The 12,559-nt window shown below is 38.0% G+C and carries 11 protein-coding genes; 2 read left to right on the top strand and 9 right to left on the bottom strand.

Annotation, left to right across the window (positions count from 1 at the left end):
• Positions 1-105: 105 nt before the first annotated feature.
• The 6 genes from V7137_RS22545 to V7137_RS22520 all read right to left on the bottom strand — a co-directional run bounded on the left by V7137_RS22545 (position 106) and on the right by V7137_RS22520 (position 6,750).
• Positions 106-1,455 carry an MFS transporter gene (locus tag V7137_RS22545; RefSeq protein WP_335700154.1) on the bottom strand — a complete coding sequence of 450 codons (1,350 nt, stop codon included), beginning with the start codon at positions 1,453-1,455 and terminating at the stop codon, positions 106-108.
• A 122-nt stretch (positions 1,456-1,577) separates the two neighbouring features.
• The gene (kduD, locus tag V7137_RS22540; protein WP_335700152.1) at positions 1,578-2,333 is read right to left on the bottom strand and encodes a 2-dehydro-3-deoxy-D-gluconate 5-dehydrogenase KduD; all 756 of its coding nucleotides are present in this window, start codon (positions 2,331-2,333) and stop codon (positions 1,578-1,580) included.
• Positions 2,334-2,344: 11 nt separating this feature from the next.
• Positions 2,345-3,355 (bottom strand): zinc-dependent alcohol dehydrogenase, encoded by a 1,011-nt coding sequence (locus V7137_RS22535; protein WP_335700151.1) that lies wholly within the window; start codon positions 3,353-3,355, stop codon positions 2,345-2,347.
• Between the two features lie 83 nt (positions 3,356-3,438).
• The gene (locus V7137_RS22530) at positions 3,439-4,692 is read right to left on the bottom strand and encodes an enolase C-terminal domain-like protein (RefSeq protein ID WP_335700150.1); all 1,254 of its coding nucleotides are present in this window, start codon (positions 4,690-4,692) and stop codon (positions 3,439-3,441) included.
• Positions 4,693-4,807: 115 nt separating this feature from the next.
• The gene (locus V7137_RS22525) at positions 4,808-5,503 is read right to left on the bottom strand and encodes a FadR/GntR family transcriptional regulator (RefSeq protein WP_335700149.1); all 696 of its coding nucleotides are present in this window, start codon (positions 5,501-5,503) and stop codon (positions 4,808-4,810) included.
• 245 nt (positions 5,504-5,748) lie between these two features.
• The gene (locus tag V7137_RS22520; protein WP_420490164.1) at positions 5,749-6,750 is read right to left on the bottom strand and encodes a ribose-phosphate diphosphokinase; all 1,002 of its coding nucleotides are present in this window, start codon (positions 6,748-6,750) and stop codon (positions 5,749-5,751) included.
• 144 nt (positions 6,751-6,894) lie between these two features.
• Here V7137_RS22520 and V7137_RS22515 point away from each other — a divergent pair, with 144 nt between their 5' ends.
• Positions 6,895-7,650 (top strand): YqcI/YcgG family protein, encoded by a 756-nt coding sequence (locus V7137_RS22515; RefSeq protein WP_335700147.1) that lies wholly within the window; start codon positions 6,895-6,897, stop codon positions 7,648-7,650.
• Positions 7,651-7,720: 70 nt separating this feature from the next.
• On the opposite strand, the gene V7137_RS22510 is transcribed toward V7137_RS22515, so the two are convergent.
• Together V7137_RS22510 and V7137_RS22505 are read right to left on the bottom strand one after the other, a co-directional pair.
• A complete protein-coding gene (locus tag V7137_RS22510) occupies positions 7,721-8,650 on the bottom strand; it encodes an NAD(P)H-dependent flavin oxidoreductase (protein WP_335700146.1) in 930 nt (309 codons plus the stop codon).
• Positions 8,651-9,003: 353 nt separating this feature from the next.
• On the bottom strand, positions 9,004-9,924 hold the full coding sequence (locus V7137_RS22505; protein ID WP_335700145.1) for a hypothetical protein: 921 nt from the start codon (positions 9,922-9,924) through the stop codon (positions 9,004-9,006).
• A gap of 506 nt (positions 9,925-10,430) precedes the next feature.
• Between V7137_RS22505 and V7137_RS22500 the strand changes: the two genes are divergently transcribed.
• Positions 10,431-10,664 (top strand): ABC transporter, encoded by a 234-nt coding sequence (locus V7137_RS22500; RefSeq protein ID WP_335700144.1) that lies wholly within the window; start codon positions 10,431-10,433, stop codon positions 10,662-10,664.
• Between the two features lie 162 nt (positions 10,665-10,826).
• Here V7137_RS22500 and glnA read toward each other — a convergent pair whose 3' ends face one another.
• Positions 10,827-12,191, bottom strand: a complete 1,365-nt coding sequence (gene glnA, locus V7137_RS22495; protein ID WP_335700143.1) for a type I glutamate--ammonia ligase — start codon at positions 12,189-12,191, stop codon at positions 10,827-10,829.
• Positions 12,192-12,559 lie beyond the last annotated feature (368 nt).

The raw sequence follows: 12,559 nt of genomic DNA, 5'->3' as shown, positions 1-12,559 counted from the left end.
CTAATACTAAGACTTATTATCAGGTCCTAATTCAACTCTTCATTCTCTAACAAAAAAAGCCAACTAAAAAAATAGTTGGCCTCACAAGATAATTTAATCAAAAATCTACCGCTGTGATTTAGCAGGAACTTTTAATTCAATACGTTTAATATCGCCAACAATAAACAGGTAGCTAAGCATGGCAACAATAGCATTAACACCTACAAAGACCAAAGCACCATTAAAGGAGCCTGTTCCACTAATGATAAAACCAATAATAATCGGTGTCGTAATACCAGCAATATTACCAAATGTATTGAAGAGGCCACCGCTCAGACCGCCCATTTCTTTTGGAGAACTATCAGCCATTACAGCCCATCCTAATTGTCCAAATCCTTTTCCAAAGAAAGCAAGGGCCATAATTCCAACTACGAGCCATTCCGCATCGGTATAATTACAAGCAATCATACTGCTTGAAAGAATCATACCAATAATAATAGGCGTTTTCCGAGCAAACGTAAGAGATTTTCCTTTTTTCAAAAGGTAATCAGAATATAAACCCCCTAATACTCCGCCTAAAAACCCGCTAAGTCCTGGCAATGAAGCTACAAACCCAGCTTGGAGAATGGACATGCCACGTTCTTGAATAAGATAAACTGGGAACCAGGTCATAAAGAAATACGTAAGTGTTGAAATACAATACTGACCAATATAAACGCCAATTAACATACGACTTTTAAGTAACTGTTTAATCTGAGACCAGTTTGGCCCGCTTTTTTTATTTGCGCCCTTTGCCATCATATCTAATTGGCCGCCGCCCTGCTCAATATAATCCAGTTCAGCGTGGTTAACACTTGGATGATCTTTTGGACTATAAATAACTTTTTGCCAAGTAAACGAAATCACGATGCCAAGTAGCCCCATTATTATAAAAACTTGTTCCCATCCAAAGGCTTGTGTAATCCAAGACATAAATGGTGTAAAAACAATGATGGCAAAGAACGCCGATGCACTAAAGATTGAGGATGCTGTTGCACGCTCATCATTCGGGAACCAAGAGGCTGCTACTAGGCTATTGCCAGGAAACGAAGGTGCTTCCGCAAGCCCTACGATAAATCTAAGCACAAATAACATTACGATGGCTGTACCTGCATTAAAAAATCCGACAAACCCTTGTAATAAAGTGAAGAAAGACCAAACAAAAAGACTCCAGAAAAGAACTTTCTTTGTTCCGAATTTATCCAAAAGCCAACCACCTGGAATTTGTCCAAGGGCATAAGACCAGCTAAAAGCAGAAAACACAAATCCCATCGTGACAGCATTTATACCCAAATCAGTTTGTAAAGGTGTCGCTGCAACAGAAATTGTTGCTCGATCTGCATAGTTAATTGTAGTAACAAAAAACAACATAATTACTGTGATCCAGCGGATGTTTGTCTTTTTAGTATGGACTGGATTAGATTCTTTTCTTGGCATTATACTTCTTTCTGCTCTCAAAATATTCTCCCCTTTGTCAGATATTTCCCCTTCAATTCGACACCCCACTTACTAACAACTATCCTACCAATTCAAATGTGTATTGTATCCCCTATATATCTTTAACGCCCTAGCCAGCCACCGTCAACCGCCAGCAAATGACCATGAACATAATTTGATGCATCTGAAGCTAGAAATACGGCAGGTCCTTTGAAGTCTTCTGGATTTCCCCATCGTCCTGTAGGAATTCTCTCTAAAATCTGCCTGCTCCGAACAGGATCTTCAATTAACGCCGTATTCATCTCGGTCGCGATATAGCCAGGAACTATTGCATTGACATTTATCCCTTTTGAAGACCACTCATTGGCAAGTGCTTTTGTGAGTTGACCGACAGCACCTTTTGCGGAAGCATATGCCGGCACATACACTCCACCTTGAAACGAAACGAGAGATGCAATATTAATAATTTTCCCACTATTTTTCTCAAGCATATGTCTTCCTGCTTGTTGGCAAAGGAGCCAGACAGATTTTAAATTTACTGTTAGAACATCGTCCCAGTCTTGTTCCGAAAAATCAACAGCTGGAGAGCGTCTTTGAATACCTGCGTTATTGACAAGAATATCAACTGAGCCCATTGCCTCGATAGCCTTAGGGATAGCTTGTTTCACTTCATCTAGATTTTCTAGGTCGCACTGAACGATCTCACAGCGTACACCTAATCTCTTAATTTTCTCTTGAGTGTTTGTATCTGTAGAGCGTTGTAACAGGACAATATTTGCTCCTGCATCTGCGAGACCAAGTGCAATCCCCTGGCCGATGCCACGTGTCCCCCCAGTAACAACCGCCACTTTGCCCGTTAAATTAAATGCATGTTTCATCATTACCACTCCTATGGTTGAAATAAAATTTTTAATGATTGGTCGGGATTTCCCATTAATTCAAAGCCAGCTTGTATATCTTCTAATTTAAGAATATGAGAAACCAGCAGGTCAAGGTTGATCTTGTTTTGTGCAAGCAATTCAATAGCTTTTGTAAAATCTTCCTGACTGTAGCAACGCGTTGTCATTAAGGAGATTTCCCGAAAATGCATAGCGGCTAGTTGAATGGTAGGAGGCTTTTTGTAGACACTCACAACCGCAATTTCACCCTGGGACTTAATACATTCAATCATTTGATCTGCTGTAAACTGATTGCCCGCTACTTCATAGACAACATCAGCCCTGACTCCGTTCGTGTATTCTTTTACAACTTCTGCAATGTTCATAGTCTTAGCATCAATTGCTTCAAAGCCCAATTCCCTTGCAACTTTAAGACGCATAGAACTTACATCAGAAATGAATATCTTTCCTGCTCCAGCTCGTTCGGCAATTATTCCAATTAATAAACCAATCGGTCCTGCACCTAGGATGGCTACCGTATCACCAACTTTCAACTTCGAGCGTCGAACTGTATGAATGGCAACAGCTAATGGCTCAATCATGGCCCCCTCTTTCTCTGTGACAGAATCCGGTAGTACACGAAGTCTATGAACAGGAACGGTTGTATACTCAGTAAAACCACCGTCTTTATCAATACCTATATATCTCAAATTCTCACAAACATGAATCTGCCCTGTCTGGCATGCCGCACATTTTCCACAGTTTAGAAGTGGTTCAACAACCACTTTGTCTCCCTGTTTAACATGTTGATCATTGCCCACTTCCATAACCACACCACTAAACTCATGCCCCAGCACCAATGGAGCTATTGCTCGTGGATGCAATCCATGAAAAATCATCATGTCCGTTCCGCATATTCCTGCATAGGATACCTTGATTAATGCTTCATCTGCTTTCGGTGATGGTAACTCTCTCTCTGTCATTTCTACCTGCATTGGTGATACGTACGTTCCTACCTTCATTCCAACCACTCCTTTTTTCAATAAAAAACTGCTAATGTAAACCTTCATCACAACACTTTCAAAATGGTTTTGATCATGTTGTTTTATGGTCTAACGGCTGTTCCATCTGGTGTACGGGCTAAAGTCCAAGAAGGAATTCCACCTGCTACAGGGAACTTTTTGGCCATTTCTTCATTTATGTCTACCCCTAAACCAGGCCTATCATTTACATAAGCAAACCCTTCTTCAACTACCGGACATCCAGGGAAAACTTCTTGTAATCCATCATTAATTGGAGTCCATTCTTGAATACCGAAATTGGGTGAACTTAAATCTAAATGAAGATTTGCAGCAACTCCTACAGGTGAAATATCTCCTGGTCCATGCCAAGCAGTTCGAACACCGTATAATTCACTAAATGTTGCTAATTTTTTTGCTGGTGTAATTCCTCCAATAGAACTTACATGACATCTGATAAAATCAATTTGTTGATTAGCAATCAAGCTCTTCCATTCATTTACATTGGTAAACAGTTCTCCCATACCAATTGGCGTGGAGGTTTGTTGTCTAATCATTTGGAGCCATTCAATATTTTCAGGAGCTACAGGATCCTCTAGGAAAAAAAGGTGATAAGGATCTAATCTTTTTGCTAATCTTACGGCTTCAATAGGTGGAATTCTTTCATGGATATCATGTATAAATTCCATATTAAAACCGATTTTCGAACGCAAGTGATCAAATAATTTGTCAATACTTTTAGCATAGGCTTCAGGATCAAAATAGCATCCCGACAATGATTCTTTTGGCGAGCGCTTAGGCACAATTCTAGTAGACTTTTCATACATAGTTGCTATTAATCTTCTATCCGTAGTTCCACTTCCACCGTACATCCCCATTTGACAGCGCGTATACTGATAACCCTCTTCCATAAGCGCCAGTATATTTTCTTCTACAGCAATTTCATCCGCGCCATCCGCATGCCGATAGAGAGGAATACCATCTCTGCATTTCCCACCTAATAATTCGTAGACTGGTAGGTTAGCAATTTTACCCTTTATATCCCAAAGTGCCATATCAATACCTGATAAAGCATTATTCATGATAGGACCATTTCTCCAGTATCCGCTTACATTGGCTGACTGCCAAATATCTTCGATTCTTCTAGGGTCCTTACCGATAAGAAATGGTTTTAAATAATCCTCAATTGCCGATTTTACCGCAAAAATTCGTTGAGTAAAGGTAGCACATCCTAATCCGTATAACCCAGGTTCATTTGTTTCTACCTTTACTACTACTAAATCGATTCCCCCAGGAGCAGTTAAAATCACTTTTACATCGCGAATTTCTAAATGTTTCATTTTATAACCCCTTTTTGTAAAATTTAGTGTTTTGTAGGACCTTTAAAACAATAACTTGTTAGTTGTCATACGAGTTGTTCTAAAAAAGATTACCTCTTTATGAGGTAAATTTTTTTTAATCATTAATTTTTTTAATACTCTCAATATTATCTTTCATGGCGTTACTAAGAAGCTTTTTTGCTGTGTCTGCATCTCTATTCTGAATAGACCGGAATATTTGTAAATGCACTTCTATGCTTTCCAACGTTACACCTATGACCCGATTGAGCTCTTCTAAATACTTATAGTAAATATCTCGAATAGAATCAATTACTTTTACAAAAACTTGATTTTTAGAGGCCTTGGCAATTTCTAAATGAAAATTAAAATCTGCTACTGAGTATTTCTTATAATCATCGCGATAACGAATCATTTGATTCAGTGCTTCCTCAATGTTCTTTATGTCCTCATTTGTTGCTTTTTCTACAGCTAACTCTAGGCATTTGTATTCAATTGTCTGCCGAAATACCATCATGTCTAAAAATTCTTCCTCACTTAGATGAATAATTATGCCAAAATCATTGATGCCGTTCTTACCAATATTCTCAGAAACAAAGGTTCCTTTACCTTGATATGTAACAACAATACCTAAATCCCTAAGTCTCTGTATTGCACTTCGAATACTGACCCGGCTTACATTAAACGATTTTGTCAATTCTGTTTCAGAAGGAATCTTGCTCCCAGGAGCCCAAGTACCGTTAGCAATGTTTTCTTTTAGTTGCTCGTAAACAATATTGACAACATTTTGTTTATCAATGGAATTTAAATTCATTTTCTACCCTCTTTTGTAACATGTCCTACAAGTTATAAATAAATAATAGCACTGAGGTTGTATAAAGTAAACGTTTTCTTTTATGAATTTTATCAATTTATTATTTAGTGCCTTTTCCTTCTTCTCGAAACTTAAAACTTAGATTCGATGATAATTCTAATTTCTCCCCATTTAATTCAAGCAGGGAAAAGCCCAGTTTTACGACTGGGCAGAATATAATTCATTATTAAATTTGAGTGATTCATTTATTCAAATAAAGGACTTACAGCTTTTTCATTATGAATTCGGTCGATTGCCTCGACAAGCAGTGGGGCAACAGATATCGATTTTATTTTATTGATGATTTTCTCTTCTGGTAACTGGATGGTATTGGTTACAACTAATTCTTTAATTGGTGACGATTCAATTTTTTCAATCGCTTTGTCTGTAAAAACAGGATGGGTGCAGCCGGCATAAATTGCTTTTGCCCCGTTTTCTTCGAGAGCCTTTGCTGCTAAAGTGATGGTTTCACCTGTATCAATTAAATCATCAATAATAACCACATTTTTTCCATCAACATTACCAATAACATTAACGGATTCGGGACCGTTTTCTTCAAATTTTCTTTTATCAATCAGAGCAATGGGAGCGTGTAAGAGGTTGGCCACTTTTCTTGCTCTGCCAATGCTGCCATTATGTGGCGCTACAATAACAATATCTTCTAAACCTTTTTCCTGAAAATACTGTCCAAGGATTGGAACACCATATAGATGTTCAACAGGTATATCAAAGAAACCTTGTATTTGGGAAGTATGGAGGTCCATTGTAAGAATTCTACTTGCACCAGTCGTTTCTAAAAGGTTCGCAACTAGTTTCGCTGTAATTGGCTCCCGCGAACGTGCCTTTCGATCTTGTCGACCATAGCCATAGTATGGAATGACCACATTAATGATGCTTGCAGATGCTCTTTTTAGAGCATCAATCATGATTAGGAGTTCTAAAATATTGTCATTGACAGGGTAGGAAGTAGATTGAACAACAAACACCTCACTGCCGCGTACACTTTCTTCAATATGAATTTGAATCTCCCCATCACTAAAATGAGATACAGAACATTTACCTAACTCGCAGCCCAAGAGTTCTGCCATCTCTGTTGCCAGCTTTTGATTGGAATTCAATGAAAACAGTTTAAATCGTTTGTTTTGTTGATATGTCACCTTAGATCCTCCACACGTTTGAATTTCTTCTTTTACTTCATATCGATCCATCTTATTTTACTATATTAATCAACATAGTGGTAGGAAATACACCCTAGAAGTAACTTTTAAAACACAATACACCCTCCGCCCATATTGGATCGTACATTCACCTCCCTCATCCACCCATGAATATACTGTATGAGCCATTAGGAGGTGATTAAAATAAAAACACTCTTTCATGATACCCCTTTACTACGCCCCCAACTCCAACAATGGGAACGAACAGCTCTAGAGAAATTCAAAGCGAAAATAACGGATGAAGAAAGGCCCTTCCCCTGTATACCCGCCACGATAGGATATACAAAGAACCACATCCGTTACGGGTTTGCAGGGGATCCAAGGCTTCCTTCTACCATAGATGAGGTTGCTGCTTTACTTAGTGACTACACGAAAACTTCTAGAGATTATGGGAACTATACCTCGCTGATTATTTTTTATGAAACACCACCAGACTTGAAAGACACGTATACGGTAGAAATGTTTGAGCAATTATTCTGGCAGCAGTTAAGTGATCTATGCAAAAAGGACGGGATGGATTGGCCGAACCACATACCACTCGACCCGCACAATCCGATTTGGGAGTTCTGTTTTCATGGCGAGCAGTACTTTATGTATTGCGCGACTCCTGCCCACCAAAATAGGAAAAGCAGACACTTTGACAACTTTATGCTAGCGATCACACCTAGATGGGTATTACAAGAATTCAATAAACATGAAACGTTTGCAAAAAGTATAAAAGCTAAGGTTCGAAAAAGACTAGAAAATTATGATTCGATTCGTATACATCCTGATTTAAATAGTTATGGGAATAAAGACAATTACGAGTGGAGGCAATATTTTTTACGTGATGATGATGCCTCATTATCGAAGTGTCCCTTTCATTCATTTTTAAAAAAGAATGTTGATTAACCACACGCAAAAAAGCGCAGGAATCTGCGCTTTTTTAACCATAAGTATATTCTTTGTGTTTCTTGAGTGATTAATTGGAAGATAGTAACCCTTTGGCCCCTTCCATTACATCATGAATAAGTTTACCTGCTGGTATTTCGTTTTGTAATAGCCTTGTAGCCTGCCCTGCCCATAGTGACATATATTCGGGATTATTTTGCAAAGCTGCTTGTCTACGGATATCATTGGTCATGGTATTTTGTGTTGGGAAATCCGCTGGAGAGATTTTGGCGTCATAATAGGCTTGTATAAATGTATTTTTAATTCCCCTTGCAGGACGGCCGGAAAAAACTTTCGTTATCACAGTACTTTCTTCCGTACTATTCAGAAGAGCTTGTTTGTATACGGGGTGAGCCCCCGACTCAGTCGTCGTTAAGAAAGCGGTCCCCATTTGTACCCCTTGTGCACCTAATGCTATGGCAGCAACTAGACCCCGGCTATCCATGATGCCCCCTGCAGCAACAACAGGCACTGATACAGCATCGACAATCTGAGGGACAAGCGAAAAGGTACCGACTGTTTCCCCATAGGTATTTTTTTCAAATTCAAATGTCCCGCGGTGTCCCCCTGCGTCACTTCCCTGGGCAATGATAATATCTGTTCCATTTTCCTCAGCAAACAGTGCTTCCTGAACAGTTGTTACCATGGAAGTAATGATGATGTTATACTGCTTTGCTACAGTCATTTTATCTTTAGGAAGGACACCGAACGCAGTAGAAATGACAGGTACTTTTTCTTCAATTAAAATTTTAAACTGTTCTTCAAAAAAGTTGTTCGTCACTACGTGGTGTTCCGAAGCTTCCATACCTAACTTTCCTCTAATGGCATTAAGTACTATTTGTGACTTTTCCACACCCTCATATTGATCGCTCCAATTGGTACAAAACAAGTTTACTGCAAAAGGTTTCGTGGTCCGCTTCTTAATTTCTCTGATGGCCATTCTTATTTCCTCAGGCTTCATATACGCCGCACCCAAAGTCNNACAAGGTCCACGGTCGTTGGACCTCCAGCCATACCCGCTTGAATGATCGGATAAGCAATATCAAGTAATTCACATAAATTCGTATGTAATTTCATTAAGACCCTCCTCTCTACCAATTTAAATCGTGTAGAAATCCATCTGGAATATTTAAAATTTTCTTAATCTTATCTTGAATCTTATTTTTCAATTATTCTCACCCACTTTAGGAAAGAATGACTCACTTAAATATTAACAAATAATGGTTATATTTGAAAGCTGCACGTCCTTTCATTCTATGAAAAAACGATACTTCAATCCGTGAAGTATCGCTTCCCAATTAATATTGAATTTAGTTAAGCAAAACGATAATAAATCAATAAAAAGGTTGCTAGAACAAAAATGAAGTTTGAACATACAAAGATAAATTGATCTGATTTCGTTTTATGCATTTTGATTGGCGGATTATAGAATGATACACCTTCTATAATGAAGATAATCAATACAATATGAATCATGAAATGGCCGATGACTTCTGTCATTCCAAAGAGCATTGTAGTTGAGATAAAAATGCATGTTACCACAAAACCTAACACACGATTTAAGATACCGACAACTAACAAATAGCCAACGACAAACTCAATAAATGCTGCCATCACTACAAACAAACCTGGTTCGAAGCCAAATGTAGGCACATGATGGTTTGTAACTATATCTAAAGCCATTCCTGGATATACCCATTTTTCAACGGCTACCCAGCTAAGTGATAACCCTGTCCCTAAATAAAGAAATGGGAACCCTGCCTTCTCCAGTTTTGTATTTCCTACCATTAAAACACCGATAATGGCTACGTAAAACCCGTAATCTAACATATAGAAAATGCCATGATGAATCGTTACATATATAAATAATCCGAATAAAATGGAAGCACCAATTTTTGTCGAGATATGATGCGGAATCAATAAAAATCCAATCGTAATCCATGTTAATACAATAATGATCGTACTACCAACATGGAACTCAGGAGCAAATAGAGTTCCATTCAGCATTTGAATCATCAGCGCAACGGCAGTCCCATATTTTAATAAATACCTAGAGTACTTTCTTAACCCGGAGAGCCAGTTCTCCATTTTTTTCACTGGTTCCCATTCAGCCATTTTTGGAATGATCAATGTTAATGCGGCTAATATAATAGACGCAACTAAAGTTAAAAATATAAACATGGGTGATAATATATGTTCAATGGACTCCTTATGCGGCACTACTTTTGTGAACATTTCACATGTGCTTGTGCAAAAAAAGGTGTCATAATTATACCTAATGTTAATAATATCTGAAATATCTTTTTCATGAGTAATCCCCCTAATAAATATAAACAACATGACTATAGTGATAATATACAACGATATTACTCGCGGTAACCATCATAATCTTGAACATTTTGTGAAATACATCACAATATGATATATGTATCCCAACTGCTGAAATAGCTTTGAGCCAACGTTTCTTCATCTGAAACTTCATCCCCATTTCACATAATATTTTTTACACTTTATTTAAATCAATCAAACAGTTTCACTCCTTGTGCAATGTTTGTTATTTGATTGTATAAANNCATTAATACAAAACGATAATTATAATAATATTTTTATAAATTATTGTTCGTATTTTTCCAAAAAGGACGCTTTTAGGACAATCGCCTCTTTTTCTATATTTATAAAACATTTTTAAAAACAACCGCATACAATGTTGGTGAACAAACTAGGACAGGGGGTGAAATCAGATGGGTACTAACTATTCTTCCGGTGGAATTTTTGGGATTTTTCTAGGATTTTTAACAGGTGTCATTTGGTTATTGTTTGTAGCATTGGGCTGGGTGGCTCTCTTGCTTGGAGTAATCGGACTAAGTGGTTTAATTGTTACCGTTCTAAACTTCCTTATCGCTTTAATTGGCTTCCTTGCATTCCTTATCTTCGGATTATGTGTATTCAAGAAGGCATGGCATCACTGTAAGTGAAATAGCATGCAGGATTAATCCTGTTTGGAATATTAAATTTTGTGCAAGGAACCACTACTGGAAGACAGTCTCTTATTAGAGGCTGTCCTTTTCATTATTTTTATACAAATAAAAAAAGCGGGCAACTAGGGCTGCATCAGCCCTGCTGTCCCGCTTTTTAAATTAGAATTTAGAATGATAGTTATCGATTTCCCATGTGTGAACAGCTGTACGGTAGCTGTCCCATTCTGATTTCTTCAGTGAAACGTACTCGCCGTATACGTGCTCACCTAGTGTTTTAGCAGCAATCTCTCCTGCTTCTAATTCTTTAATTGATTCTGCTAAACTACCAGGCAGGTTATCAATGCCTAGGAAGGCTCTTTCCTCTTCCGTCATATGGAAGATATCTTCATTGATTGGCGCAGGCGCTTGTAGTCCTTGTTCGATTCCATCTAAACCTGCAGAGGCAATAACTGCAAACGTTAAGTAAGGGTTAGCTGATGGATCTGGACAGCGTAATTCTACACGTGTCGCGAGACCTTTTTTTGCTGGAATACGAATTAGTGCTGAACGGTTAGATGCTGACCATGCAATATAACAAGGTGCTTCATAACCTGGAACTAAACGCTTGTAAGAGTTTACTAGTGGGTTTGTTACTGCCGTAAAGCTCTTCACGTTTTCTAGGACACCTGCAATGAAATGATACGCTTTTTCAGATAATTGTAACTCATCGGATGGATCAAAAAATGCATTTTCGCTTCCTTCAAAGAATGACATATTCACGTGCATACCTGAACCGTTGATTCCGAATACCGGCTTTGGCATAAATGTAGCATGCATTCCGAATTTCTTCGCAACCGTCTTCACGACCCATTTATATGTAGTGGATAGATCAGCTGCAGTTAATACATCCGCATATTTAAAGTTAATTTCATGTTGTCCTTCAGCCACTTCATGGTGTGAAGCTTCAATTGTGAAGCCCATTGCTTTTAAGGCTCTGTAAATTTCTAAACGAACACGCTCGCCAAGGTCATGTGGAGATGGTTCAAAATAGCCTGCTTTATCACCAAGTTCTTGTGTTGCATATCCATTTTCATCCGTTTTAAAAAGGAAAAATTCTAACTCAGGACCAACTGAAATCGTGTACCCATGATTAGCAGCACGCTCCACTGTTTTCTTGAGAACATTTCTTGTATCTCCTTCAAATAGTGATCCGTCTGCGTTCTTTACAGAACATAGGAATCTAGCTTCAGCATAACCCTCTTCTACGGTCCAAGGAAGAACAGCAAAGGTAGCTAAATCTGGTTGCAGATAAAGGTCCGATTTATGAATAGGTGAAAAACCTTTAATAGACGAGCCATCAAACATCATTTTTCCTTCTACTACATCTTCTAATTGCTCGCTTGTAACCGTAACATGCTTTAAGATCCCTTCAATATCAACAAATTGCAAGTGTAATAGTTCAACACTTTTTTCTTTGATCGTTTCTTTAATTTGTTCAAGAGTAGTTGCTGCTACAGTCGCATTTGAAACTAGTGTATTTGTCATGTTACATTACCTCGCAATTTCATGTTATATTTCGTTACATCAATAAATAGATTATAATAAAAAAAGAATAGTTTGACAATCTTTTTTAGTGATTTTTTTGAATATTTATGCTGATTTCTTAGTAAGCGTTTTCATAATTTGTTTGATTAAATCTACTACTTTCAATAAATTTGGTTTTCTTTCTATTTATAAATATACAAATATATGTATATTTTTTGACATTACAAAACCTTGGCGGCGCTAAAGCTTTTTTATTAAAAGAAAGGCTCTGTTAAACTTGCCTGTTGATTTCCGCTCCAGGCGCGGGCGGTTCGGTGAGCCTCCTCGTCCTCCCGCAGGAGTCCTTGCGCCTTCCACTCCAATCAACA

This window comes from Neobacillus drentensis (assembly GCF_036962765.1).
Lineage (GTDB): Bacteria > Bacillota > Bacilli > Bacillales > Cytobacillaceae > Neobacillus > Neobacillus drentensis_C.
Note: the sequence above shows the minus strand (reverse complement) of the source record. Positions and strands in the feature narration are given on the sequence as shown.

Coding starts and splice junctions, on each gene's coding strand:
- V7137_RS22535 (WP_335700151.1), bottom strand. CDS start 3,355: ATGAAGGTAGGAACGTACGTATCACCAATGCAGGTAGAAATGACAGAG.
- V7137_RS22545 (WP_335700154.1), bottom strand. CDS start 1,455: ATGCCAAGAAAAGAATCTAATCCAGTCCATACTAAAAAGACAAACATC.
- V7137_RS22500 (WP_335700144.1), top strand. CDS start 10,431: ATGGGTACTAACTATTCTTCCGGTGGAATTTTTGGGATTTTTCTAGGA.
- glnA (WP_335700143.1), bottom strand. CDS start 12,191: ATGACAAATACACTAGTTTCAAATGCGACTGTAGCAGCAACTACTCTT.
- kduD (WP_335700152.1), bottom strand. CDS start 2,333: ATGAAACATGCATTTAATTTAACGGGCAAAGTGGCGGTTGTTACTGGG.
- V7137_RS22510 (WP_335700146.1), bottom strand. CDS start 8,650: ATGAAGCCTGAGGAAATAAGAATGGCCATCAGAGAAATTAAGAAGCGG.
- V7137_RS22525 (WP_335700149.1), bottom strand. CDS start 5,503: ATGAATTTAAATTCCATTGATAAACAAAATGTTGTCAATATTGTTTAC.
- V7137_RS22530 (WP_335700150.1), bottom strand. CDS start 4,692: ATGAAACATTTAGAAATTCGCGATGTAAAAGTGATTTTAACTGCTCCT.
- V7137_RS22505 (WP_335700145.1), bottom strand. CDS start 9,924: ATGTTCACAAAAGTAGTGCCGCATAAGGAGTCCATTGAACATATATTA.
- V7137_RS22520 (WP_420490164.1), bottom strand. CDS start 6,750: ATGGATCGATATGAAGTAAAAGAAGAAATTCAAACGTGTGGAGGATCT.